29 protein-coding genes are annotated in these 25,453 nt (G+C 55.4%); 1 reads left to right on the forward strand and 28 read right to left on the reverse strand.

Going from position 1 to position 25,453, the window contains the following annotated elements; translation table 11 throughout:
* The 18 genes from nuoK to AB1F12_RS10025 all read right to left on the reverse strand — a co-directional run bounded on the left by nuoK (position 1) and on the right by AB1F12_RS10025 (position 14,179).
* Positions 1 to 306 carry an NADH-quinone oxidoreductase subunit NuoK gene (nuoK, locus tag AB1F12_RS09940; protein ID WP_368183933.1) on the reverse strand — a complete coding sequence of 102 codons (306 nt, stop codon included), beginning with the start codon at positions 304 to 306 and terminating at the stop codon, positions 1 to 3.
* Positions 306 to 914: an NADH-quinone oxidoreductase subunit J gene (locus AB1F12_RS09945; protein WP_368183935.1), complete on the reverse strand. Its 609-nt coding sequence runs from the start codon at positions 912 to 914 to the stop codon at positions 306 to 308. Before AB1F12_RS09945 ends, nuoK begins: the two co-directional genes overlap by 1 nt.
* A complete protein-coding gene (locus tag AB1F12_RS09950; protein ID WP_368183937.1) occupies positions 911 to 1,318 on the reverse strand; it encodes a carboxymuconolactone decarboxylase family protein in 408 nt (135 codons plus the stop codon). The genes AB1F12_RS09945 and AB1F12_RS09950 overlap by 4 nt, the downstream gene beginning before the upstream one ends.
* Positions 1,315 to 1,809: an NADH-quinone oxidoreductase subunit NuoI gene (nuoI, locus tag AB1F12_RS09955; protein ID WP_368183939.1), complete on the reverse strand. Its 495-nt coding sequence runs from the start codon at positions 1,807 to 1,809 to the stop codon at positions 1,315 to 1,317. The genes AB1F12_RS09950 and nuoI overlap by 4 nt, the downstream gene beginning before the upstream one ends.
* 3 nt (positions 1,810 to 1,812) lie before the next feature.
* On the reverse strand, positions 1,813 to 2,850 hold the full coding sequence (gene nuoH / locus AB1F12_RS09960; protein ID WP_368183941.1) for an NADH-quinone oxidoreductase subunit NuoH: 1,038 nt from the start codon (positions 2,848 to 2,850) through the stop codon (positions 1,813 to 1,815).
* Positions 2,851 to 2,894: 44 nt separating this feature from the next.
* Complete coding sequence (locus tag AB1F12_RS09965) at positions 2,895 to 3,284, reverse strand: hypothetical protein (protein ID WP_368188343.1); 390 nt, start codon at positions 3,282 to 3,284, stop codon at positions 2,895 to 2,897.
* Positions 3,284 to 5,296, reverse strand: coding sequence for an NADH-quinone oxidoreductase subunit NuoG (gene nuoG / locus AB1F12_RS09970; protein WP_368183943.1), 2,013 nt, complete (start codon positions 5,294 to 5,296; stop codon positions 3,284 to 3,286). Before nuoG ends, AB1F12_RS09965 begins: the two co-directional genes overlap by 1 nt.
* Positions 5,297 to 5,500: 204 nt before the next feature.
* Positions 5,501 to 5,896, reverse strand: coding sequence for a DUF5333 domain-containing protein (locus AB1F12_RS09975; protein WP_368183946.1), 396 nt, complete (start codon positions 5,894 to 5,896; stop codon positions 5,501 to 5,503).
* Positions 5,897 to 6,080: 184 nt separating this feature from the next.
* The gene (locus AB1F12_RS09980) at positions 6,081 to 6,494 is read right to left on the reverse strand and encodes a hypothetical protein (RefSeq protein ID WP_368183948.1); all 414 of its coding nucleotides are present in this window, start codon (positions 6,492 to 6,494) and stop codon (positions 6,081 to 6,083) included.
* Positions 6,495 to 6,507: 13 nt separating this feature from the next.
* Positions 6,508 to 7,785, reverse strand: coding sequence for an NADH-quinone oxidoreductase subunit NuoF (gene nuoF, locus AB1F12_RS09985; RefSeq protein ID WP_368183949.1), 1,278 nt, complete (start codon positions 7,783 to 7,785; stop codon positions 6,508 to 6,510).
* A 68-nt stretch (positions 7,786 to 7,853) separates the two neighbouring features.
* A complete protein-coding gene (locus tag AB1F12_RS09990) occupies positions 7,854 to 8,114 on the reverse strand; it encodes a DUF5337 family protein (RefSeq protein WP_368183951.1) in 261 nt (86 codons plus the stop codon).
* On the reverse strand, positions 8,114 to 9,019 hold the full coding sequence (locus AB1F12_RS09995) for a hypothetical protein (RefSeq protein ID WP_368183953.1): 906 nt from the start codon (positions 9,017 to 9,019) through the stop codon (positions 8,114 to 8,116). Before AB1F12_RS09995 ends, AB1F12_RS09990 begins: the two co-directional genes overlap by 1 nt.
* A gap of 196 nt (positions 9,020 to 9,215) precedes the next feature.
* Positions 9,216 to 10,379 carry an NADH-quinone oxidoreductase subunit E gene (locus tag AB1F12_RS10000; protein WP_368183956.1) on the reverse strand — a complete coding sequence of 388 codons (1,164 nt, stop codon included), beginning with the start codon at positions 10,377 to 10,379 and terminating at the stop codon, positions 9,216 to 9,218.
* 161 nt (positions 10,380 to 10,540) lie between these two features.
* The gene (locus AB1F12_RS10005; RefSeq protein ID WP_368183957.1) at positions 10,541 to 11,764 is read right to left on the reverse strand and encodes an NADH-quinone oxidoreductase subunit D; all 1,224 of its coding nucleotides are present in this window, start codon (positions 11,762 to 11,764) and stop codon (positions 10,541 to 10,543) included.
* A gap of 4 nt (positions 11,765 to 11,768) precedes the next feature.
* Entirely contained in the window at positions 11,769 to 12,662 is an 894-nt protein-coding gene (locus AB1F12_RS10010; RefSeq protein ID WP_368183959.1) for a sulfotransferase, read from the reverse strand.
* 6 nt (positions 12,663 to 12,668) lie between these two features.
* On the reverse strand, positions 12,669 to 13,286 hold the full coding sequence (locus AB1F12_RS10015) for an NADH-quinone oxidoreductase subunit C (RefSeq protein WP_368183961.1): 618 nt from the start codon (positions 13,284 to 13,286) through the stop codon (positions 12,669 to 12,671).
* A 3-nt stretch (positions 13,287 to 13,289) separates the two neighbouring features.
* Entirely contained in the window at positions 13,290 to 13,823 is a 534-nt protein-coding gene (locus AB1F12_RS10020) for an NADH-quinone oxidoreductase subunit B family protein (RefSeq protein WP_368183962.1), read from the reverse strand.
* Positions 13,814 to 14,179 (reverse strand): NADH-quinone oxidoreductase subunit A, encoded by a 366-nt coding sequence (locus AB1F12_RS10025; protein ID WP_368183964.1) that lies wholly within the window; start codon positions 14,177 to 14,179, stop codon positions 13,814 to 13,816. Before AB1F12_RS10025 ends, AB1F12_RS10020 begins: the two co-directional genes overlap by 10 nt.
* A gap of 269 nt (positions 14,180 to 14,448) precedes the next feature.
* Here AB1F12_RS10025 and AB1F12_RS10030 point away from each other — a divergent pair, with 269 nt between their 5' ends.
* A complete protein-coding gene (locus AB1F12_RS10030) occupies positions 14,449 to 15,180 on the forward strand; it encodes a GGDEF domain-containing protein (protein WP_368183966.1) in 732 nt (243 codons plus the stop codon).
* Between the two features lie 17 nt (positions 15,181 to 15,197).
* On the opposite strand, the gene AB1F12_RS10035 is transcribed toward AB1F12_RS10030, so the two are convergent.
* From AB1F12_RS10035 to AB1F12_RS10080, 10 genes are all read right to left on the reverse strand, one after another.
* Complete coding sequence (locus tag AB1F12_RS10035; RefSeq protein ID WP_368183968.1) at positions 15,198 to 15,974, reverse strand: crotonase/enoyl-CoA hydratase family protein; 777 nt, start codon at positions 15,972 to 15,974, stop codon at positions 15,198 to 15,200.
* Positions 15,975 to 15,991: 17 nt separating this feature from the next.
* Positions 15,992 to 16,864 carry a hydroxymethylglutaryl-CoA lyase gene (locus tag AB1F12_RS10040; RefSeq protein WP_368183970.1) on the reverse strand — a complete coding sequence of 291 codons (873 nt, stop codon included), beginning with the start codon at positions 16,862 to 16,864 and terminating at the stop codon, positions 15,992 to 15,994.
* Entirely contained in the window at positions 16,861 to 17,523 is a 663-nt protein-coding gene (locus tag AB1F12_RS10045) for a glutathione S-transferase family protein (RefSeq protein WP_368183972.1), read from the reverse strand. Before AB1F12_RS10045 ends, AB1F12_RS10040 begins: the two co-directional genes overlap by 4 nt.
* Positions 17,520 to 19,445 carry a biotin carboxylase N-terminal domain-containing protein gene (locus AB1F12_RS10050; RefSeq protein WP_368183974.1) on the reverse strand — a complete coding sequence of 642 codons (1,926 nt, stop codon included), beginning with the start codon at positions 19,443 to 19,445 and terminating at the stop codon, positions 17,520 to 17,522. Before AB1F12_RS10050 ends, AB1F12_RS10045 begins: the two co-directional genes overlap by 4 nt.
* On the reverse strand, positions 19,438 to 19,929 hold the full coding sequence (locus AB1F12_RS10055; protein ID WP_368183975.1) for a hypothetical protein: 492 nt from the start codon (positions 19,927 to 19,929) through the stop codon (positions 19,438 to 19,440). The genes AB1F12_RS10050 and AB1F12_RS10055 overlap by 8 nt, the downstream gene beginning before the upstream one ends.
* Positions 19,930 to 19,995: 66 nt before the next feature.
* Positions 19,996 to 21,603: a carboxyl transferase domain-containing protein gene (locus tag AB1F12_RS10060; RefSeq protein WP_368183976.1), complete on the reverse strand. Its 1,608-nt coding sequence runs from the start codon at positions 21,601 to 21,603 to the stop codon at positions 19,996 to 19,998.
* 32 nt (positions 21,604 to 21,635) lie between these two features.
* The gene (locus tag AB1F12_RS10065) at positions 21,636 to 22,166 is read right to left on the reverse strand and encodes a lysozyme inhibitor LprI family protein (protein WP_368183978.1); all 531 of its coding nucleotides are present in this window, start codon (positions 22,164 to 22,166) and stop codon (positions 21,636 to 21,638) included.
* Positions 22,166 to 23,326 carry an isovaleryl-CoA dehydrogenase gene (locus AB1F12_RS10070; RefSeq protein WP_368183980.1) on the reverse strand — a complete coding sequence of 387 codons (1,161 nt, stop codon included), beginning with the start codon at positions 23,324 to 23,326 and terminating at the stop codon, positions 22,166 to 22,168. The genes AB1F12_RS10065 and AB1F12_RS10070 overlap by 1 nt, the downstream gene beginning before the upstream one ends.
* A gap of 137 nt (positions 23,327 to 23,463) precedes the next feature.
* Positions 23,464 to 24,660: a DegT/DnrJ/EryC1/StrS family aminotransferase gene (locus tag AB1F12_RS10075; protein WP_368188345.1), complete on the reverse strand. Its 1,197-nt coding sequence runs from the start codon at positions 24,658 to 24,660 to the stop codon at positions 23,464 to 23,466.
* Positions 24,661 to 24,702: 42 nt separating this feature from the next.
* Positions 24,703 to 25,365 carry an HAD-IA family hydrolase gene (locus tag AB1F12_RS10080; protein ID WP_368183982.1) on the reverse strand — a complete coding sequence of 221 codons (663 nt, stop codon included), beginning with the start codon at positions 25,363 to 25,365 and terminating at the stop codon, positions 24,703 to 24,705.
* Positions 25,366 to 25,453: the final 88 nt, after the last annotated feature.

A 25,453-nucleotide genomic window follows, 5' to 3' on the forward strand; every position in this document is an offset into this window, starting at 1 on the left:
TCAGCCTTTCATCACGTTGACATCTTCGACGTCGATCGTGCCACGGTTGCGGAAGAAACAGACAAGAATGGCCAGACCAATCGCAGCTTCGGCCGCGGCCACGGTCAGGACCAACAGGGTGAAAATCTGACCAACCAGATCGCCCAGATGACTGGAAAACGCGACCAGATTGATGTTCACCGCCAGCAGCATCAATTCGATGCTCATCAACAAAATGATGATGTTTTTACGGTTCAGGAAAAGCCCGAAAATCCCGATGACGAACAACGCCGCCGCAACGGAAAGATAATGTTCAAGTCCGATCATTATGACAGCCCCTGCCCTGGTTTGATGTCTTTGAGTTCCATCGCATCCGCCGGATCACGATAGATCTGTTCCAGAATATTTTGACGTTTCACGTCCTTGCGATGGCGCAGTGTCAGCACAATGGCGCCGATCATGGCGACCAGCAGGATCAGACCGGCCAGTTGGAACAGCGCGATATATTTGTCGTAGATCAGCATGCCCAATGCATGGGTGTTTTGTTCATCCCCGGCGGGCGCTGCGATCCGCGATGTTGCGCCTTCGCCAAATTCCCAAGCGCCCATGGCGATCCCGAGTTGCATCAGGATGACGACCCCGATCAGCAGGGCCAGCGGCATGTATTTGGCCATTTCTGCCTTTAGCTCAGCGAAATCAATGTCCAGCATCATGACCACAAACAGGAACAAAACGGCGACCGCGCCCACATAGACGATGATCAACAACATGGCGACAAATTCAGCCCCCAGCAGAACGAAAAGCCCCGCCGCAGACAAGAAGGACAAAATCAACCACAGGACCGAATGGACCGGGTTGCGGCTGACAACTGTCATTAAACCGCCGGTGATTGTGCTCACCGCAAAAACGTAGAACGCGATTGCTGCTGGTGTCATTTTCCCTCGTCCTCTTCGTCGGCCATGGCCGCTGTGGCGATTTCCATCGCTTTGGTCATTGCCGGAACGCCGCCAAACATCGCGGCTTGGGCGATGGTTTCGGCAATTTCCTGTTTCGTGGCACCTGCAACGCGCAGATTGCGCACCGTCAGGCGAATTTGGCTTTCGGCGGTTGCGCCGGCGATGGTCAGGCCCATCAATGTCAGCAACAGCCGGGTTTTTGCGTCCAGACCTTCTGGGTTAAAGGTCTTGCCCATAAAGGTTTCCATGAACTCTTTGGGCATGGTTGGGAACAGGTCCTCAAACCCTTTGGGCGAAAAGGATTCCAGATCAGGGTTCAAGGATTTCGCAAAATCCTGCCCTGCCTTCATCATGGCCTCAAATGGGTTGGTGGGATCGCTCATCGGTAAGGTGCATCCAGTTCCAGATTCCGCGCGATTTCGGCTTCCCAGCGGGCACCATTATCCAAGAGCTTCTCTTTGTTATAAAACAGCTCTTCGCGGGTTTCGGTTGAAAACTCAAAGTTAGGACCTTCGACAATGGCATCCACTGGGCAGGCTTCTTGGCAGAAACCGCAATAGATGCATTTGGTCATGTCGATGTCATAACGTGTGGTCCGGCGGCTGCCATCATCGCGCGGTTCGGCGTCGATGGTGATCGCTTGGGCCGGGCAAACGGCTTCGCACAATTTACAGGCGATGCAGCGCTCTTCTCCGTTTGGATAACGGCGAAGGGCATGTTCCCCACGAAAACGGGGACTTAGCGGGCCTTTTTCATGTGGATAATTCAACGTCGCCTTGGGGGCGAAGAAGTATTTCATCCCCAGCTGGAATCCTTTGATGAAATCCGCCAGCAGGAAATATTTTGCGGCGCGGGTGTAATCGATCTGCGTCATAGATCAGCCTCCAATCGCCCAGCGGGCCCAGAACCCACCGAGAACTTCGAATTTCGCAAGGAACGACACCAGAACAACCCATGCCAGCGACATTGGCAGGAACACTTTCCAACCCAAGCGCATCAATTGGTCATAACGGTACCGCGGGGTGATCGCTTTGATCATCGAGAAGATGAAGAAGCAGAACAACATTTTGCCGACCATCCACAGAACCCCATCTGGCAGGAATTCAACGGGGGACAACCAACCGCCCAAGAACAGCAGCGTGACCAGTGCGCACATCAGCACGACGGCGGTCAATTCACCGATCATGAACAACAGGAACGGGGTGGATGAATATTCAACCTGATAGCCGGCGACCAATTCTGATTCTGCTTCGGGCAGATCGAATGGGGGACGGTTGGTTTCAGCCAGCGCCGAGATAAAGAACAGGAACAACATCGGGAAATGCGGCAGCCAATACCAGCTGAACACCCCTGCCCCGTCTTGGGCCATGACGATGTCGGTAAAGTTCATCGAACCGGTGGAAATGATCACACCGATGATGATCAGGCCGATCGACACTTCGTAGGAAATCATTTGCGCGGCGGACCGCAGCGACCCCAAGAATGGGTATTTCGAGTTGGACGCCCAACCGCCCATGATGACGCCGTAAACTTCGAGCGACGAAATCGCAAAGACATACAGAATGGCGACGTTCAGGTTGGAAATCACCCAGCCTTCGTTGAACGGAATAACCGCCCAGGCGATAAAGGCCATGATCAAGGAAATCATCGGCGCAAGGAAGAAGACAAATTTGTCAGCCCCTGCCGGCACAACGATTTCTTTGACGATATATTTCAAGAAATCCGCAAAAGATTGCAGCAGGCCATAAAACCCAACCACGTTGGGGCCCCGACGCATCTGCACAGCAGCCCAGACCTTGCGGTCCATATACATCAAAAACGCCAGCGAGACGAGGAGCGGCACCAGCAAAAGCAGGATTTGACCCAAAGTCAGCAGGACAATCCCCAGATTTGTGGTGGTGAAAAACTCGATCATGTTGTTCCCCAGTATTCCTCAGTAGTCACTGGCCTCTCGGCCTCTTAAACCGTTGGTATTCCCGTCACTTCGCAATCAGCGACGGTCACTTCGGCGTCTATGGTGCGCAGCCCCCGCGGGAGAGCTGGCGAGATGGTGTAAACAGCATCCGCCCGCCAGATGCCAGCGCTTTCATCGACTTGTGTGCGGACATGCCGCGCAAAGCCGTAGCCCCGGATCAGTGCATATTGCGCGGCGGCGCATTCTGCATATTTGATGACATCTTCGTTGCTGCGGGCACCGCCCATTTCAACTCGGAAATTCACCAGATCCCCATCTAACAGACGGGTCTCAACACCTTTATAATCGGGTGCAAAGGGCTCTTCTCCACCGGATTGTGGATCTGTGCAGGCCGCCAATGCGACTGCGCAGAATATAAAAGCCCCCTGCTTCATCATTCCGCCGCGATCGGCGCCTCGGCGCGGGCTTTGGCATTTGCCGACAATTCCGCCATCAACTGGCTGGCCCGTGCAATTGGATTGGTCAGATAGAAATCTTTGACGCTGGTTTGGAACTTGCCTTGTTTCAGCTCTTTGGTGGGCAATGCATCCCAGCCATTGTCGGCCACTTCGTCGATCCGTTCCAGATGCGGCAATTCTGCGACCATCGCGCTGCGCAATTGCGCCAGCGAATCAAATGGCAGCGCCTGCCCCAGTTCCGCAGAAAGCGCGCGAAGAATCGCCCAGTTTTCTTTGGCTTGGCCCGGTGCAAACCCTGCGCGCTGTGCCAATTGTGGCCGCCCTTCGGTGTTCACAAACAGGCCGGGTTCTTCGGTATAGGCGGCTGCGGGCAGAATCACATCGGCGCGGTGCGCGCCGCGATCCCCGTGGCTGCCTTGGTAGACAACAAACGGCCCCACCGCGATGTCCAGCTCATCCGCGCCCAGATTATAGACAACGTCTGCACCTTCCAGTGCAACATCCAGTCCGCCTTCGGTGGCGGCCCCCAGATCCATCGCGCCAACCCGAGATGCCGCGTTGTGCAGAACCAGCATTTTGCCACCCAGTTTTTCTGTCAGCGCCATGGCCTGCCCCAGAACGGCAATTCCGTCGCCTTCTGAAACCGCGCCCTGCCCAACAATCACAACTGCATTTTCAGTCGCGGCCGCATTGGCAACCAGGTCGTTCAATGGTTTCCGGCCCGGTCCAACATAGGTGTAGTCATAGGTCAGGTCGGTGTCTTTGGGCCCGATGAAATGCACCTCAGCGCCATTCAACCAAGCACGACGAATGCGCGCGTTCAAAACCGGCGATTCTGTGCGTGGATCGGTGCCAACCAGATAGACAACCTTGGCGTCGTCGATATCTTCGATTGCGGCGTTGCCCACATAGGCAGACCGGTTGCCAATTGGCAGAACCGCACCGTCAGTGCGGCATTCAATGGTGCCCTCAACAGATTTGACCAATTCACGCAGGGCATAAATTGCCTCAGTCGGGGCCAGATCGCCAATCAAGGCGGCGGTTTTCTTGCCTTTCATGGCGTCGGCAACTTTGCTCAACGCTTCGGGCCAGGTGGCGGGGCGCAATTTACCGCCCTCACGCACATAAGGTGTGTCCAGACGTTGACGACGCAGACCGTCCCAAACAAAGCGGGATTTATCGGAAATCCATTCTTCGTTCACACCGTCATGGTTGCGCGGCACAAACCGCATCACTTCGCGTCCCTTTGTATCCACACGGATGTTTGAGCCAAGCGCATCCATCACGTCGATAGATTCGGTTTTGGTCAATTCCCATGGACGGGCGGTAAAGGAATAAGGTTTCGATGTCAGCGCCCCAACCGGACACAGGTCAATGATATTGCCCTGCATGTTCGAATCGAGCGTCTGGTTCAAATAAGACGTAATTTCAGCATCTTCGCCGCGGCCCGTTTGGCCCATTTGGGTGATTCCGGCGACTTCGGTGGTGAACCGCACGCAACGGGTACAGGAAATGCAGCGGGTCATCGCGGTGCCAACCAGCGGTCCCAGATCCAATTCATCAGCGGCACGTTTGGGTTCCGTAAAACGGGACCCGGACACGCCATAGGCCATGGCCTGATCCTGCAAATCGCATTCGCCACCTTGATCGCAGATCGGGCAATCCAGCGGGTGGTTGATCAACAGGAATTCCATCACGCCTTCGCGGGCCTTTTTCACCATGGGTGAATTGGTCTTGACCACGGGGGGCTGACCTTCTGGTCCGGGGCGCAGATCGCGCACTTGCATCGCGCAGCTTGCGGCGGGTTTTGGTGGGCCGCCAACAACTTCGACCAGACACATGCGGCAATTGCCAGCGATGGACAGACGTTCGTGGTAACAGAAACGCGGGATTTCAACGCCGGCTTCTTCGCAGGCTTGTATCAGGGTCATCGCCCCCGGTACTTCAACCTCTTTTTCGTCGATAATGATTTTCCGCAAATCGGACATGCCCGAGCCCTTTGTTCCCGTGTCTCTTACACGTCGGGACCGAGCGTAGCTGTGGCTCCGACCGTGGCTGATGCGGTTCTAACGCGGGAATTTACGAGACGCCAGTGTGAACCAGCGATTTCAAGGGCAGTAATGTGGAAAAATCGACGCGGGGCGGCATTTCTGCACACCCCGCGTTAAGGTTCTGTTCACAAACGGGACATTTTAACGCAGCAGACGCCCAATTTCGGTCCGCGCATCAATCTGCGCCTGACCAACCGCGCAATAGCTGGCCCCGTTTCCGGGCACCGCCCCCAGCGCGACCAAACGATCCCGCGCGATCGCCTCCAGGCGATCTTTTTCGGCGTCATCATCTGTATAAGCCTCAATTTCAGCATCGGAATAGCCGCGGTCACGCGCGTCTTTTTCGATGTTCTGCAAAAAGCTATAGCCGCGCACCAGCCGCATCGAAATGTCATCACATTTTTCATCAATCTCAACGACCATTCCGGCAGTGATCAATGCTTCGCGCACGGATTCCACTTCGGCCAATGGCGGGTTGGCCAAAGCTGGGCTGGCAACACTAAAACTGGCCGCGATGGCCGACATAAAAATACGCATAAAAGCTCCGTTTGGATGCATAAGGTCTGGGGTATAATTTGGCTTTTGGACGCTGTTATTCAATATCAGACCCATGAAAAGCCCTGACATGGCAAGGACCTGCCGATTATGGCAAACAATTTGTGCCTCATAAAAAACGGCCCCTCAAAGAGGAGCCGCAAAGCATTTCGAAACCGTATTTGGGTCAAAGAGGGGTGAAAACCAACTTGCCCCAGAATTCGTATTGGTTGTGACCAATCGAACGTATTCCGCCAAATGTGTTTTCCCGGGCCTGAACCGAATACACTTTGCCGCTGGCATATCGCGACCCACGAGTGAACAATTCACGGTGGCCGGTGCTGGAAAATTGCTGACCGGATTGATTGGTACACACAATCGTCGACGTCATGATCTGACCCGCCGCGTTAAATCCGGAACCCATCATATTCTGGTTTTGCTCAATCCGCAGACCTTCGCCTTGCAACGTGCATTCCGCAGATCGTGGGAACGCAAACAAAAACCACGCCTCGCCCGGCCCATCCAGAACCTCTGGCCCCGACATACAGCCCGAAAGCGCAGCAACCCCAGCAAAACAAAGTGCTTTGACAGCAATGTTCATACCCAAACGCGTTTTATTCAGCGGCGATCGCGCGCCCCTTGATGCGATCTTCGATTTCATCGCGGAAATTTTTGATAAGGCCCTGAATTGGCCAAGCCGCCGCATCCCCCAGCGCACAGATTGTGTGGCCTTCGACCTGTTTGGTCACATCAAACAACATGTCGATTTCTTCGACGCTGGCATTGCCCTGCACCAAACGATCCATCACGCGCATCATCCAACCTGTGCCTTCGCGGCATGGGGTACATTGGCCACAGCTTTCGTGTTTGTAGAATTTGCTCAGACGCCAGATCGCTTTGATCATGTCGGTGGAATTGTCCATCACGATCACAGCAGCGGTGCCCAGCGACGATCCTTTTTCCTTCAGCGCGTCAAAATCCATGATCGCGTCGCGCATGTTTTCGCCACGCACACATGGTACGGAGGAACCACCGGGAATCACAGCTTTCAGGTTGTCCCAACCGCCGCGAATACCGCCGCAATGTTTGTCGATCAGTTCTTCGAACGAAATCGACATGGATTCCTCAACCACACAGGGGTTGTTCACATGGCCCGAAATCGCAAACAATTTTGTGCCTGCATTGTTCGGGCGGCCAAATCCGGCAAACCATTCCGGCCCGCGGCGCAGAATGGTCGGCACCACAGCGATTGATTCGACGTTGTTCACCGTGGTCGGACAACCATAAAGCCCCGCCCCGGCTGGGAATGGCGGCTTCATCCGCGGCATGCCCTTTTTGCCTTCCAGGCTTTCGATCAATGCGGTTTCTTCACCACAGATATAGGCCCCGGCCCCGTGATGCAGATATAGGTCAAAATCCCAGCCTGATTTGGCGGCGTTTTTACCCAACATGCCTGCGTCATAGGCTTCGTCGATGGCAGCCTGCAAAGCTTCGCGTTCGCGGATATATTCGCCACGAATGTAGATATAACAGGCATTTGCATTCATCGCGAAAGAGGCAATCAGACAGCCTTCGATCAATGTATGCGGATCATGGCGCATAATTTCGCGGTCTTTACAGGTGCCCGGTTCGGATTCATCGGCATTCACCACCAAATAGGCGGGACGCCCGTCTGATTCCTTGGGCATAAACGACCATTTCAGACCGGTCGGAAACCCAGCGCCACCCCGGCCCCGCAGGCCAGATGCCTTCATCGTGTCAATAATCCAATCCCGGCCTTTTTGGATGATCGCGGCCGTCCCATCCCAGTGGCCCCGTGCCTGTGCGCCTTTCAGCGAACGATCATGCATCCCGTAAAGGTTCGTAAAAATCCGGTCTTGGTCCTTGAGCATCGTGGCTTTCCTCTCGCGAGTGTCGTTTGGCGCGAATATCTTGGCTCTTTTTGGGGCCCCGTTGGGGTTTACCCGTCTTGTTTGGCCTTTTGCCAGAGTTTCACAGCGACGACCAGAGCCCAAATGAACGCAGCCATCGACATGAGGTAAAACAGAAACTCGTAACGCGCGGGTAAACCCGTCATCGAAATGATCATTGGCGCCAAAATCGTGAGCAGCCCCGCCGCCACAATCACCATCGCGATGTTGCGTCCGGCGCGGGCGCGAATAGGGTCAAACCCATTGTTATCATTAGGGTTTGACCGGTTGTTAGCAAGCTTTTGTGACATTAATAAACGTCGCCTTTTTTCACCCGAGCGGAAAATTCGGTGGTGCCGCCAGCAGCCAGAGTTTTTGCCTGATCGACCCAATTGTCGCGGGTCACACGACCGCGCGCACCTTTGACATTTTCATCGATCCACGCCGCTTCTTCTGGGCCCCAGGCGGCAATCTGATCAAAATGGAAATATCCCAGCGAATGCAGCATCTTTTCCAGAACCGGCCCGACGCCTTTGATCTGTTTCAGATTATCAGGCCCGCCGTCGCGCGCCGCATCCAGACCGGCAGGTGCCGCAGCATCCGATTGCGCAACAGACGTGGGCGCAGGTGCCTTTGGTTTTGCGGTTTTTGTCTTAGCTGTACCGTCTGATTTGGACTGTTTTGCAGGCGCTTTTTTGGCGGGATTTTTCTTGGCGCTGGCTTTGCTCTCAGCTTCGTTGCTCTCAGTTGCTTTGCTGTCTGTGGTCGTTTGGGCAGACGCAGCAGCGCTTGTGCTTTTGGGCGCATCTTCCGCCTCAGCTGCGTCAGCGCTGGCCGCTTCATCCGCTGCTTTGTCCAGTGCAACCGCCGTATCAGACGCAGTTGTCGCCGCAGCAGTCGTCGATTGCGAAGCATCAGCCGCCGTGGCTGTTTCAATCGGCGCAGCTTGATTCGCAGATGCGGCGGATGCCGGCGTCGGGGATACATAGGATGGCGTCGCAGCAGACGCCGTCGAACGCGGGGCAACATTGGTCTGGCAGAACAACCAATTGAGCAGCACGCCCAGCCCGATCACCACCAAAGCCCCCAGAAACAGCGCCGTAAAGAACCCGCGATGCCCAGTTGTCAGGGCCAGCAAAAACGCCAGCACCCCCAACAAACCCGCAATGATCCAACAGCTGCGGGTGCAGCTGGCTGAGCTATTAAAATCAATCATAAATCATCCCCATTTTTCACATCCCGCTTTTGGCAGATTTGCGGGGTTAACCAACATTAGAACCGGTTTTGCCCAACACAAAGGGGAAATCTATGCCAATGGGATCGTTTTCGCGGTGTTTTAGCCGATTTTTGGCCCGAAACGACAAAAGGCGCAGCAAGTGCCGCGCCTTTCGATCTGATTTTTGAGGATTGGCTTAATCTTTCTTTGCCAATTCAGCGGCTTGCGCCATCCAATTGTCACGCTCAATGCGGCCTTTGAACTTCAACCGGTTATCGACCCAAGCAATTTCTGCCGGGCCCCAGGCCGCGATCTGATCAAAGTGGTAAAACCCTAATTCGTTCAAAACACCTTCTAGCTTCGGACCAACACCTGAAATCAGTTTCAGATCATCCGCCCCGCCATCACGGGCTGCCGCTAGGGTTTCTGGCTGGGTTTCAGCCACATCCGCAGCGGCTGGTTTGGCATCCGCTTTTGGCTTTGCGGCGGCCTTTGGTTTGGCCTCAGCCTTTGGCTTTGGTGCCGCCTTTGGGGTGGCAGGCTTTGCCGTTTTCTTTGCTGCGCGATCTTCGTCCGCTTTGTTGGCGGGTTTGCGATCCGCGGCCGTTTCCGCAGGTGGCACGGATTCATTTGCGGCCTTCGCCCCATCGCGCCCCTTCAACCAAGGCGTCAGCAGTGGCACTTCGGTGCCATCAATCCGTTTGATCGTATCCCCAATGTCGGTCGCCAGTTGAACAGATGCATTATACTGGGTTTTGCCGCTGTCATATTCGGTCAGACTGGACAATCCGGACAATGGTTCAGCCGCATAACGACCGTTCTGCGGGCCCGGCACAGGCACCTGACCAGCGGCCATTTGATCAATCAACTCACCCATTTTGGCGGCCGTTAGATCTTCGTAATAGTCTTTGCCGATCTGAGCCATGGGTGCGTTGGCGCAGGATCCAAGGCATTCAACCTCTTCCCAGCTGAATTTGCCATCTGCGGACAATTGATGTGCATTTGGCGCGATTTTGTCTTTGCAAACCGCAACTAGATCTTCGGCGCCGCAAATCATGCAGGATGTGGTGCCACAAACCTGAATATGTGCAACAGAACCAACCGGTTGCAGCTGAAACATAAAGTAGAATGACGCCACTTCGAGGACCCGAATATAGGCCATGTCCAGCATGTCACCCACATATTCAATCGCCGGTTTGGTCAACCAGCCGGTTTGTTCCTGTGCGCGCCACAATAGTGGGATCACAGCCGAAGCCTGGCGTCCCTCTGGATACTTGGAAATTTGCCCTTCGGCCCAAGCAAAGTTCGCGTCTGTGAAAGCAAAGCTTTCGGGTTGGTCATGGTGTAGTCGGCGCAACATCGTATGGCTCCGTTTTCTAATCTCTGGCGCTTGGCGCCGCTATTCTTACATCCCGGCCCAAATCGCGCCTGTGGTCAATGTGGCAAAAATCGCCATGGGTACGATCTGTGTGCCAAAGCCTGTCGTAACAAACAGCACAGCGGGGATCATTCCCAAAACCATCATCGATCGATTTCTCCGAATACGACGTCCATTGTCCCGATAATCGCGGCAACGTCGGCCAATTGGTGCCCGCCTGCCACGTGGTCCATTGCCTGCAAATGCAAATAGCCCGGTGCGCGGATTTTGCTGCGATACGGTTTGTTGGTGCCGTCAGACTTCAGGTACACGCCAAATTCGCCTTTGGGGGCTTCAACGGCGGCATATACTTCGCCTTCGGGCACGTGGAACCCTTCGGTGTAAAGCTTGAAGTGGTGAATCAACGCTTCCATCGAGGTTTTCATATCGCCGCGTTTGGGCGGTGTGACCTTGCCGCGGGCCAGAACATCACCCTGCCCTTCGGGGGCGCGCAATTTTTCGATGGCTTGCAGGATGATCGACGTGGATTGGCGCATCTCTTCCATGCGGCAGAGATAGCGATCATAGCAATCGCCGTTTTTGCCAACCGGGATTTGGAAGTCAAATTCGTCATAACATTCATAAGGTTGCGCGCGACGCATATCCCATGCCAGACCAGAGCCACGCACCATGACGCCAGAGAACCCCCAATCGAGGATATCCTGTTCGCTGACCACGCCGATATCAACGTTACGCTGTTTGAAAATCCGGTTTTCGGTCAACAGGCCATCGATATCAGCCAGCTTTTCCGGGAATTCATGCGCCCATGTTTCGATGTCATCCAGCAACGCATTTGGCAGATCCTGATGCACACCACCGGGGCGGAAATAGGCGGCGTGCAGACGCGCTCCACAGGCGCGTTCATAGAACACCATCAGTTTTTCACGTTCCTCAAAGCCCCAGAGCGGCGGCGTCAGCGCCCCCACATCCATGGCTTGTGTTGTCACGTTCAACAGGTGGTTCAACACCCGGCCGATTTCAGAATAAAGCACCCGGATCAGTGATCCACGACGCGGCACAACCGTGCCTGTCAGCCGTTCAATCGCCAGACACCAAGCATGTTCCTGGTTCATCGGCGCCACATAATCCAACCGGTCAAAATACGGCAGGTTTTGCAGATAGGTCCGGCTCTCCATGAGCTTTTCCGTGCCACGGTGCAGCAATCCGATATGAGGATCACACCGTTCTACAATCTCGCCGTCCAGTTCCAGCACCAGACGCAAAACGCCGTGGGCCGCTGGGTGTTGCGGACCGAAGTTGATGTTGAAGTTGCGGATCTTCTGTTCGCCCGTCTGAGCGTCCTCAAATCCTTTGCCACCATCCATCATGGGCCTATCCCCTTGCTAAAGATGCCTGCCAAGCGGCGGGCATGGGGCCGACATGTTCGGCCACCCATTCATATTGATCTTTCAGGAACCGCACGGTTTGCGGCACCAATTTATCACGCATCTGCGCGGCGTCACCTTGGTGAACGCGTTCGTTTTGGTTCTGTGCGGGCACGGAAATGCGCAAAAATTCACAGATTTTCGCCAGCCCCGGAACCGTGAACATGGATTCCGTAAACGCGACCATCAATTGTTTTGCCGGGATCACCTGACGCAATTTTTCAATTGTGCCTTTGTAATCGCCACGCTCCAGCAGATGTGTTTCTTGGCCCTTGTTGAGAACCCGCCACAACGTATTGTTGGCTTTTTCGGAATAATCTTCGCCATCGAGCATCTGCCGTTTGGCCTGCATGCGAACATGAGACCACAAACGCGCCAATGGATCGCGGATCAGAAACAGCACACGGGCGGCAGGATTATCGGCGACCATACGCTGATAGATATTCACATCAACCGTGGCATAACCGGGCGTCATATCCGCCACCAAAGTCGCATCCCCAAGCCCATCGATCATGTAGCGCCCATAGGCCAGATCATGGCTGCGATCGGCGTTTAACATGGTGATCAAATCGCCCATATCGCGAATGCGACGGTCCATATTACGCACTTTCCAGCCCTGTTCAGCGGCCAATGCGTCTTCGCGTTGGGCTTTGAACTTCAGCAGGTTGGCGTCTAGCATGACGACCTGTTTGTCGCGTTTTTCCGCGTCAAACGTATCCCAATAATGCACTTCTTTGACCGCCCGAACGTGACATTCGGGATGCTCATGCAAGGTGCGATATAGCCAAGACGTGCCCGCCTTGGTCGCGCCTACACAATAAAGAAATGTTGGGTCGCTCATGCTGGGTTAGCCTTTGGCTTTGTCATCACCAGGAAGGATATATTCGGCCCCTTCCCAAGGCGACATAAAGTCAAACTGACGATATTCCTGCACCAAGGATACCGGTTCATAGACAACGCGTTTGACTTCTTCGTCATAGCGCACTTCGGTATAGCCCGTGGTTGGGAAATCTTTGCGCAGCGGAAAGCCACGGAACCCGTAATCGGTCAGGATGCGGCGCAGATCCGGGTGGCCGGAAAAGATAATGCCGAACATATCGAACACTTCGCGTTCAAACCAATTGGCTGATGGATGCACGTCGATGATCGAAGGCACCATTTCGTCTTCTCGGATGGACACCCGCAGACGAATGCGGTGGTTTTGATACATCGACAGGAAATGGTACACCACGTCGAACCGTTTGGCACGGCCCACGTAATCCACGGCTGTGATATCCACCAACGATGAAAATTTGCACGTTGGGTCGGATTTCAGAAATTCGACAAAGCCGGTGATGTTGGCCGGGGCCACATCAACGTTCAGCTCTCCATGGGTGACGTCCCAGCCCAAAACACAATCAGACCGTTTGGCATCCAGATAAGCGCCCAGTTCATTCAGCGCGTCGACATTTGCGTGTTCGGTCATGGCTTACCTCACAATCGTGCCGGTACGGCGCATTTTGCGTTGCAGTTGCAGGATACCATAAAGCAGCGCTTCGGCTGTTGGGGGGCATCCGGGCACATAGACATCCACCGGAACAACCCGGTCACAGCCACGTACAACAGAATAGGAATAGTGGTAATAGCCACCCCCATTGGCGCAGCTGCCCATGGAAATCACATAACGTGGCTCTGGCATCTGGTCATAAACCTTGCGCAGAGCGGGGGCCATTTTGTTGGTCAGCGTTCCCGCCACAATCATCAGATCCGATTGACGTGGGGACGCACGCGGCGCCGTGCCAAACCGTTCCAGATCGTAGCGCGGCATAGATGTGTGCATCATTTCGACCGCACAACAGGCCAGACCAAACGTCATCCAGTGCAGCGACCCGGTCCGGGCCCAATTCACGATGTCAGCGGTGGACGTGACAAGGAACCCCTTGTCCTGCAACGCGGTGTTGATGGCCTGTGTCGCAACTTCGCGATCTGCACCGGCCGTATTCGAACCCGTCATCACTCCCATTCGAGCGCCCCTTTCTTCCATTCGTAAGCGAAGCCAATCGTCAGCACGCCCAGGAACACCATCATCGACCAGAACCCAACCATCGACATATCCCCAAAGGCGACAGCCCATGGGAACAGGAACGCGATTTCCAGATCAAAGATAATGAACAGGATCGACACCAGATAGAATCGGACATCAAACTTCATGCGCGCATCATCAAACGCGTTGAACCCACATTCGTAGGCGGACACTTTTTCAGGGTCCGGGTTGCGCACGGCCAACACGGCAGCGGCTAAAATAAAGACGAGACCAATAACAATAGCTAGTCCCAGAAAGACGATGATGGGGAGGTATTCCCTCAGAAACTCTTCCATTGGCGGTTTCCTTGTTGGGCGGGATGCTGACCCGCTGACGTTAGGCTTATTCAGGCTTTACCCCTGCCGGTTCGGGGGGTCAACCAAGCGGAGGGCAATCTAAGGCGTTTTGCCGCGTTCTCATCACTTCTTTGGTCAATCCTGCCCTGTCAACCGCGTGCCAGCGGCCAAGTAGATACAATTGTCTTAAAACGTTAACGGCATTTTTTGATGTTAACGTTTTGTTAGAACTTCAACATTTAAAGTGTCCGCATTCTTCGGAGGGTGGAATGGATAAGTTCATTGCGTATGTCGCACCCAAGTCAACTTGGGAAAAGGTTTGGAAAGGTGTATTTTTCCTTGCCCTGATCATTGCGACCGATCTGATCCTAGAAATTGCTATGTTCGGCGTCGAGGCTTTGCATTTGGAAACGCAAATCTTCATCGTTGCCGCCGTCGGGTCACCCTTCACGGTGTTTGCGATTGTGATGATATCACATCAATATAAATTGCAACTGAAACTGGAACAATTGGCCGCCACAGATATGTTGACGGGATTGCACAACCGGCGGGCCTTCTTGAAAAAGGCCAATTCCCTACTCTCGGATGAATCAGCCCCCGCGAAACAAGGTGTCGTTTTGCTGCTGGATGCTGATTATTTCAAAACCGTCAATGACACTTATGGGCACGGCGTCGGTGATATTTGCCTTCAGGCCATCGCGGATCGTTTGCGCGCAGAAATTCGCGAAACTGATATCGTGGGCCGGATCGGTGGCGAAGAATTCGCAATTTTTCTGCATGGCGCAGATCGTGAAGATGCAACAATGATTGGGCAACGTCTGACCAGCGGCATCCAGTTTGAAACGGTGACCGAGGAAAAACCTTTATCCGTCACCTTGTCGATTGGTGCCGCGATCATCCAGTTCGGCGGCAAAATCGAGGCGGCCATCAGCAACGCTGACAAAGCGCTTTATGCCGCCAAAGAAAACGGACGCGCCCGATTGGAATTTGCAACCACCTGATCCGCCTCATGATTCTGCTAGGCCCAGCTGGCCGGGCGTTTTTCAAAAAACGCGGCGATTCCCTCTTTGGCCTCATCACTTTCCCAGCGCGTCACCAAACCATCAATGGTTTCTTTGATCGTCGCTTCGTCAACCACTGGCCCCAAACGTCGCGTCAGGGCTTTGGCTTCGGCCACGGCCCCCGGCGCCACAGAAAGATAGGGTTTCACTTCCGCTTCGATCGCGTCGCCTAACATCTCCGCTGGCACCGCTTTGGCCAACACCCCCAACGTGACCGCTTCGGTGGCGTTGAAAATCCGGGCGGACATAAACACGCGCCGCGACATCGCTTCGCCAAGGCGGGCAATCACATAGGGGCCGATTGTGGCCGGGATCAGGCCCAGTTTGGTTTCGGTCAGCCCGAATTTGGCGCTGTCCACACCGATGGTTACGTCACAGACGCAGGCCATGCCGACCCCGCCACCAAAGGCGTTGCCCTGCACATGCCCGATCAACGGTTTTGGCATTTCGTTAAGCGCCTTTAACATCATCGCCAATTTGGTCGCCTCAATGCCGCGGGTCGTGGCGTCAGCGCGCATCTGATCCTGCATCCAGCCCAGATCCCCCCCCGCGCAAAACGATTTCCCGGTCCCAGACAAAACCACCACACGCACCGCAGGATCAGCGCCCAATTGCGCGGCGGCTTGGGTCAGTTCAGCAATCATTTGCGCGGACATTGCGTTGTGTTTTTCGGGGCGCGCCAGCACCAATTGCGCCACGCCACGTGCATCCACGTCGATCTTGATCGTTTCCATATTCTGTCCCACTTTGCTTATTTGGCGCGCATGGCCAATGCCATCGCCCCAGCCCGATTGATCAAGTCGCGATTCACGCCCGTTTCAAATCCAAGCGTGTCCAAACGATCCAGAACCAATTCCGTCGCGACATTGCCCTGTGCGCCCGGCGCATATGGACACCCGCCCAGCCCCCCCACGGCCGCATCAAACACCCGCAACCCACGCTCCAGTGATACTTCAATGTTATCAAGAGCTTGACCGCCAGTGTCATGAAAATGACCGGCCAATTCATCCGCTGGGGCAACATCAAGCACCGCTTGCAGCATCGCATCCACAGCGTCGGGTGTGCCCCGCCCGATTGTGTCGCCCAGTGAAATGGGCATGACCGCGAGGCCGCGCAACATTTCTACGGCGCGAGCCACATCCGCCGGTGCGGTGGGGCCGTCATAGGGGCAATCGGTGACGCAGGACACATAGCCCCGCACGGTGATTCCGGCCTGAATTGCCGCCTGAACCACGGGCCCCAAACGGTCAACAGAATCGGCAATGGTGCAGTTCAGATTGGCCTTGGAAAACCCTTCGGATGCGGAAATGAACACGGCGATTTCATCGGGCGATTGCGCCAGACCAGCACGTGCCGTTTCAAACCCGTCCCAGCCGCGCATGTTGGGGACCAACACCGCGTATTTCACACCGGGCGCATATGTGATCTGGCTGATCACCTGATCCGTGTCGGCCATCTGTGGCACCCATTTCGGTGACACAAAAGACCCAACTTCGATCCCATGCAACCCAGCCCCTGATAATGTATCGATCAATTGCACCTTGTCGGCCAAAGAAATGACCGATTTTTCATTTTGCAATCCATCGCGTGGCCCCACTTCGTAGATGTGAACGTGTTTGTTCATTTTGGCATCTCCCATGGGGTATAAAATTCTTTGTCATAGAGGGTTTGCGCCCCGGCGGGCGGCAGTGATTTCTGGAATGCAGGCCGGTCCGTGATCCGCGCATACCATGCGGTCAGGTTGGGAAACCCATCCAGATGCGCAAAATGACGCGACATATAAATGGCCTGCCCGATTCCGATATCCGCCGCGGAAAACCCGGATCTAAGCAGGTAATCCCGCCCTTCGAGCTGCGTTTCAAGGGCCTCATAGTTTTTGGCCAATCGCTTTGCCTCTAGGTTCATGACAACCGGGCTGCGTTGTTCATCGTGATAGATGGCGACATGTTGCTGAGTCAGGGCGGCGGAATGTTGGGAAATGCTTTCGGCGAAATGCAGCCAGACCAGATATTCCATCCGTTCTGCGTCCCCCGGCAATCGCCCCAATCCCGCATCCGGGAATTTTTCCGTCAGATATTCGGCCATTGCGCCGGTTTCAAACATCGCGGCATTGTCAATTTCCAATGCAGGCACGCGGCCCACCGGATGCAACGCGCGATATTCAGGACTGCGCAGGTTTTTACCAAAAGCATGCACCACAACATCAAACTCAACTCCCAATTCATGCAGCAACCACAATGTGCGCATGGATCGGGTTTGATGGGCGTGGTGCAGGCGGATCATGCCTCTTCCTCTAGTGCGACCAGCATTGCGCCTGCTTCGACTTGGTCGTCCTGAGACACCGCAAGCGTGGCCACGACGCCATCACGCGGTGCGCGCATGACATGTTCCATTTTCATCGCTTCTAACACCACAAGCCGATCGCCTTCGGACACGGCATCGCCCGCTTTGACGGCCACTTGTGTTACCAAACCGGGCATCGGTGCCTCAATCACGTTGCCCCCAGCACCACCGGACGTATCCACATCCAGCGCGTCAATCATGGTCAGTTTCTGCCCGATGCCATCAAACAATGTGACATGCGCCCCGTGCCGGGCAAAGGCAACGGCGCGTTCCCCATCAAAGGTCCAGCCATGGCGCCCCAAACGGGCATCCACCGCATGATCGGACACCACAATTGTGTGGTGATCGACGGAATGGGATTTGATCACAACATCCCCCGTTTCAAAACGGATCGTGCGATCCAGCGGCGCCCATAAGGTGAAACCGGTTTTTGGATCGAGTGCCCCAAGCAAATCTGCGGCGATCAGGGCCGCCTGCGCCATCAATTGAGGGCTCATTTCAGGTTGTGCGACCAACATGTCCAATTCGCGATCAATCAGGCCAGTATCCACATCCCCACGGCCAAATCCTGCGTGATCAGCCAACGCCTTTAGAAAGGCCACATTGGTCACGGTGCCCGCCACATGTGTATCTGCCAGCGCATTTGACAGTTTTTTCAATGCCTGCGTCCGGTTGCGCCCATGTACGATCACCTTGGCAATCATCGGATCATACCACGGTGAAATGACATCCCCCGCAACCACGCCGGTATCTGCGCGGGCATCTGGCGGAAATGACAAATGATCCAGCCGTCCGGTGGCAGGCAGGAACCCTTTGGGGACGTCTTCGGCATAAAGGCGCGCCTCAAAGGAATGACCGGTGATGGTCAGATCGGATTGCGCCATTGGCAGGGCTTCGCCGCTGGCCACGCGCAATTGCCATTCCACTAGATCAACGCCGGTGATCGCTTCGGTGACGGGATGTTCGACCTGAAGGCGGGTGTTCATTTCCATGAACCAGAATTTATCCGCATGAAGCCCGTCCGAGCCATCAACGATAAATTCGATGGTCCCTGCCCCGGCATAGCCGATGGCCTTTGCTGCTTTGACGGCGGCGTCGCCCATGGCGGTGCGCATGATTTCGGTCATGCCCGGTGCTGGCGCTTCTTCGATGACTTTCTGATGGCGCCTTTGCAGGGAACAATCGCGCTCAAACAGATGCACCGCATCGCTGCCATCACCGAACACCTGAACCTCGATGTGACGGGGGGATAAAACGAATTTTTCGATCAGAACAGCATCATTGCCAAACGCTGTGCGCGCTTCAGCTTGGGCGCTGCTCAGGGCTTCGGCAAACTCATCTGATGTGTTGGCCAGTCGCATGCCTTTGCCACCGCCCCCTGCGACCGCTTTGATCAGAACGGGATAGCCTACTTTTTCGGCTTCGGCGGCCAACAAATCGGGGTCCTGATCTGCACCGTGATAGCCCGGAACGACCGGAACGCCCGCCTCAACCATCAGGGCTTTGGCGGCGTCTTTTAGGCCCATGGCACGGATCGCATCCGCAGAGGGACCGATAAAGACCAACCCGGCAGCGGCCACAGCATCCACAAAATCAGGGTTTTCAGACAAAAACCCATAGCCGGGATGGATCGCCTGAGCGCCGGTATCCAATGCCGCCTGAATGATCACATCGCCGCGCAGATAACTGTCCGCAGGTGCCGGTGCGCCGACACACACGGCCTGATCGGCCAGATGGACATGGCGCGCTTGCGCGTCCGCTTCGGAGTAAACGGCAACAGTTTGCACGCCCATTTTGCGGCATGTTTCCATGATCCGGCAGGCAATTTCACCGCGATTGGCGATCAGAATCCGATCAAACATCTTGCATATCCTTTGTCGTCGGGTCGCTTTGTAACCGCTCAGGTGCCCCTTGGGTCAGCGCCGAATATTTCCGAAACCTGTGCCGATAGATGAAATTGGGCCGCTCACCCTCTAGCAGATAGCCCAGAATGCCAAACGCAATCAGCCCATCCACCAGCACCAGCGGCGTGGCCGCGGCGCGCAAACCTTGTAAAAATGAATAGGCGCCAACCCCGGCCAAAACCACAGCCAGAATGATCGACATCGGCATGCGTGCGATCAGGCCAAGCCCCGTGATGAAAGGCAAAATCCCCCCCAAAACCAACACCCAAATCGGCACGGATTGTCCGGCCAAAATCCAGACCTTGGCCCCGCCCGACAACAACAGATATGTCGCAATCAACCAAAGGGCGGCGTTTAACTTGCCTTTGGGATGCGCGCGCACCTGATCGCCGGGAACATGTTCCCAAGGGATCCCTGAATAGACATCGCGTTTGCCAGCCATGCTGTCTTCTCCGACTTTGGTTCACATTTGGACACATGCTGCGCCCATCGCCATAAGGCGTTGAAATTACATTCTAAACACGCCGAATTTCGTGTCTTCGATTGGGGCACATAGGCTTGCTGATAGGCTCAGCGCCAACACGTCCCGGCTTTTGCGTGGGTCAACAATGCCGTCATCCCACAACCGGGCCGATGCATATAATGGATGGCTTTGCTCTTCGAACATGTCGATGGTGGGTTGTTTAAAGGCCGCCTCTTCTTCAGCCGACCAGTCCCCGCCAGCACGTTCAATCGCGTCCCGTTTCACGGTGGCCAAAACGCCAGCCGCCTGTTCGCCGCCCATCACAGCCGTGCGCGATGTGGGCCAGGACCACATAAACCGAGGGCTATAGGCGCGTCCCGACATGCCATAATTGCCCGCGCCAAACGACCCGCCCACCAACATGGTGATTTTGGGCACATTAGTGGTGGCCACAGCGGTCACCATTTTGGCCCCATGCCTGGCAATGCCTTCGTTTTCGTATTTGCGCCCAACCATAAAGCCGGTGATATTTTGCAGGAAAACCAGCGGGATTTTGCGTTGGCTGCACAATTCCACAAAATGCGCGCCCTTTTGGGCCGCTTCGGAAAACAGCACGCCATTATTGGCCACGATCCCAACAGGCCAGCCGTCAATATGGGCGAACCCACAGACCAGCGTTTCGCCAAATCGCGCCTTAAATTCATCAAACCGGGACCCGTCCACAATCCGCATGATCACTTCGCGGATGTCATAGGGCGTGCGCAGATCTGCGGGAACGATGTCTAGCAATTCTTCGGGATCAAGCGCGGGCAATTCGGGCGTTTCGCGTTTGACCACCATTGGTTTTTCGCGGTTCAGGGACGCAACCGCCTGACGCACCAGCGCCAGCGCATGTGTATCATCTTCGGCCAGATAATCAGCAACGCCAGACAGACGTGTATGCACGTCACCGCCGCCCAGATCCTCTGATGTGACCACTTCGCCGGTCGCCGCTTTGACCAAAGGCGGTCCGGCCAGAAAAATCGTCCCCTGTTCGCGCACAATGATCGACACATCCGCCATGGCTGGCACATAAGCGCCCCCAGCGGTGCATGATCCCATCACAGCTGCGATTTGCGGGATACCTTTGGCGGACATGCGGGCTTGGTTATAAAAAATCCGGCCAAAATGGTCGCGATCCGGAAACACTTCGTCCTGATTGGGCAGGTTTGCGCCGCCGGAATCCACCAATGAAATCACCGGCAGATGGCATTCTTCGGCAATTTCCTGTGCGCGCAGGTGTTTTTTCACGGTCAACGGATAATAGGTGCCGCCTTTGACGGTGGCGTCATTGCAGATCACCATACATTCGATGCCGTGGATGCGGCCAACCCCGGCGATCACACCGGCACAGGGCGCTGCACCATCATACATGTTATGGGCGGCCGTGGCCCCGACCTCTAGGAAGGGTGATCCGGGGTCCAACAGATTGGCAACCCGTTCACGTGGCAGCATTTTACCCCGGCTGACATGGCGCGCGCGGGACCGTTCGCCCCCGCCCAGCTCGGCCGCCTGCGCCGCCTCTGCGACACGCGCACGTTCTGCCCCATGACCGGCCCGGTTTTTGGCCTTGGTCTCAGGATCAACAATCGCTTTGGACTTCAAAACTGCCATCTTCGTCTATCCCTCTTGCACCCGCTTGGGTGTCACATCTCTTGCCACATAAAATGCAGCTTTAGCGTTCGTGTTGCGGTCATATCCAATTGGCATCCGGCATGGGCCAAACTGCGCATCGATCCGGCGCCCCATTCTGCATAGGCCAAACCGCATTCCGCATCCCGAAACACGATCCAAGCCCGCTGCGCATCACGCAAAGAATCCGCACGATTGGCATATTCAGGAAAGGTTTCAGCTTCTTCTGCGTCCAACACGCGTGCGGTGGACATGGCCGTTTGGTAGTCCCGGTTCAACAGTTCATCCCAAGCCTGATTTTCGGCCAAAGTGCAGAATGTCATGCCATAATTCGACCAACCGCCCTCTTCTGTTTCCATGCAAGCGCTGGCAAATAATCCGACGCATTCTTTGGCAGCAGCCAAGTCGGACGCCCCATCAACACAGTCAGGCAAGGCGGTCATATATGGCATCAAACGATCAATATCCGAATTGGTCTGCGCCACGACTGCGCTGCCCCCCAATACAGAGATCGCGATCCCAATGACGCCCCCCCAATTGCGCATTACATCGCGCCCATCAATTCGCGGCCGATCAGCATGCGGCGGATTTCGGATGTGCCTGCGCCGATTTCCATCAGTTTGGCGTCCCGGAACAGGCGCGACACCACGCTGTCGTTCATGAACCCTGCCCCACCCATGGCCTGAACCGCTTGGTGGGCCTGCACCATGGCCTGTTCAGACGCATAAAGCACACATGCCGCCGCGTCCTGACGGGTCACTTGACCGCGATCACAGGCGCGCGCCACTTCGTAGACATAGGCGCGTGCGGAATTCATCGCCGTGTACATGTCAGCGATTTTGCCCTGCATCAGCTGGAAATTGCCAATCGGTTGGCCAAATTGTTTGCGTTCGGCCAAATAGGGCATCACTTCGTCCAGACAGGCGGCCATGATGCCGGTGCCAATGCCCGACAGCACCACACGTTCGTAATCCAGACCGGACATCAGAACGCGCACGCCTTTGCCTTCTTCGCCCAGCACGTTTTCAAACGGCACTTCGACATCTTCGAAAATCAGTTCGGCTGTGTTTGATCCGCGCATGCCCATTTTGTCGAAATGCGGCGACGTGCTAAAGCCAACCATTTCTTTTTCAATGATAAAAGCGGTCATACCTTTGGCGCCCGCATCCGGGTCTGTTTTGGCATAAACCACCAAAGTATCCGCATCAGGGCCGTTGGTGATCCAGTATTTGTTGCCGTTCAGGCGGTAATGATCGTTGCGTTTTTCCGCGCGCAAGCTCATGGAAACCACATCAGACCCAGCCCCAACTTCGGACATGGCCAACGCGCCGACATGGTCGCCCGAAATCAGACGCGGCAGGTATTTTTCTTTCTGCTCTTGGCTGCCGTTCAGCTTGATCTGGTTCACGCATAGGTTGGAATGCGCACCATATGACAGGCTGATACTGGCGCTTGCGCGGGCCATCTCTTCGACGATGATCACATGCGCCAGATAAGACATGCCCGCCCCGCCGAATTCCTCAGGCGTGGTGACCCCCAACAGGCCCAATTCACCCATTTCTTTCCACAATTCATTGGGAAAGGCATTATCGGCGTCGGTTTTAGCTGCAATGGGTTTGATCCGGTCCTGAGCCCAACGATGCACCATGTCGCGCAGCGCGTTAACCTCTTCTCCCAAATCAAAGTTCATCGAATGCGTGAACATCGCGGCCTCCCTTGCAGCTTTATTGAACGCTCGTTCATTTCTAAGCCGACAAAACGCGATCCGTCAATCATAATTCGCAAAATTCCCACGTTCATCCCCCAAAGACAGGTGCAAACGTCGCAAGGAACCAGCGAAAATCAGGTCTGAGATTGATAAACGGCGCTGACTTCGGAGCGAATGATCCGCGCGATCAGGGCGCAATCATCCGTTGAAAATGTCAGGGGTAAACGCATGTCCAAAATCCCCTGCAACACCCGATCTGTGCGCGGCAATTTAGGGACAGGCGCGTAACGCCATGAATCGTAACGGCTTGTAAATGCAGTGGGTTCTGCGCCGCCGAACCATTTCAACTCAACCCCGCGGGCCAGACAGCGTGCCACAACATCCTGCACCGCATCAGGCGTCCAATCCACCAGCAGGAATTGAAATGATGACGCCACAAACGCTTCTTTGTCCGGGCGATGCAGCAATGTCAGACCCGGCACATCCCGCAATCCATCCTCAACCGCATGATAAAGCGCGTTCCAGCGGGCCGCCTGAACCGAAAGATCGCGTAATTGCGGTCGTAGAATCGCTGCACGCAGATTGTCCATCCGTCCCGAAATATTCGGCGTTTCATAGCGGATTTGGTCAAACGCCTCGGCCGGTGGCGCCGCCAGATGCCGTTCGTACAACATATAAGACCCCGACAGAATGATCGCCCGCGCCATCGCATCGGGATCATCCGAGATCAGCAATCCGCCTTCGCCCGAATTGACATGTTTGTAGGTCTGCGTCGAATAGCAGGCAAATGTCCCAAACCGCCCCGACGGCACGCCGTTCCAGGATGCCCCCATTGTGTGGGCGCAATCTTCGATGACGGTCAGGTTGTGATCCTGCGCGATCTGCATCAGCCGGTCCATATCACAGATATGGCCGCGCATATGGCTCAGCAGCAGCACATCCGCCATCGCCGCCTTGTCGGCCAGATCGTCCAGATCAATGACCAGATCTTCGGTCACTTCGACATAGATCGGTTCCGCACCCACCGCCGCAATGGCACCGGGCACAGGGGCCAGCGTAAAGGCATTGGTCAACACCTGGTCGCCATGTTTCACCCCAACGGCGCGCATCGCGGTACACATCGCATAGCCACCAGATGCGACGGCCAGACAATATTTGGCCCCCACTTGGGCGGCAAATTCCTGTTCCAACAGGGCCGCTTCGCCATATTCGCCTGCGGCATTGTTATAACGATGCAAACGCCCGTGACGCAGCACATCTAAGGCGGCGTTAATTCCATCTTCTGGAATGGGCTCTTGCTGGGTGAAACTACCGGTAAATTTTTCAGTCATAGCCATGAAAAAGCAGCCCAGCTGGGTTGCGTCAATCCCAATTCATAGGTCCAGTTGGGTCACTATGTCGGGCAATTCATCAAAATGCCCGATCAAAGCGTCCGGATTTAGCGCCGCGACATCCATTCCGGCGGGGCCAAAGGTCACCAACACACTTGGCACCCCTGCGGCGCGGGCCGTGTCGCGATCGGTGATCGTATCCCCAATCAGGCATGTGCGTTTTGGATCACAGCCCAGCCGGGTCACCGTTTCGATCAACGGCGCTGGATTGGGTTTGCGAACCGACAAAGTATCCGCGCCAACCAAGGCGTCAAACGCATCGCGAATGCCCATGCGCGTCAACAATGTCTGTGCCAACGCTTCTGGTTTGTTGGTGCAGATACCAACGGGATACCCCGCAGATTTCAAATCCGCGACGGCCTGCATCGCCCCGGGATAGAGCGTGGTATGCACATCAATCGCATCCCCATAGGCCTGCAATAAAACGGGATATTGCGCCTCAATCGCTGCATCACCAAACCCGTCGACACGCGAAAACCCAAGCGTCAGCATCGCCCGGCCGCCGTGAAACGCCGTCACCGCGTCGGCCACGGGATCCAACAAATCCCCCAAACCCAGCCCGCGAAAGCAGACATTGGCCGCCTCGATCAAATCGCCGCTGGTATCCGCCAATGTTCCATCTAGGTCAAACACCACTGATCGCATGAGATTTCTCCGTTCCACACCGCATTTAGTGTCTTCTGTAACGAAAAGACATGTCATGTGAACCCCCCACCCTTGCGACAATCCCTGC

Origin of the sequence: Aestuariibius sp. HNIBRBA575 (assembly GCF_040932005.1) — a bacterium.
GTDB lineage: Bacteria > Pseudomonadota > Alphaproteobacteria > Rhodobacterales > Rhodobacteraceae > CANLNM01.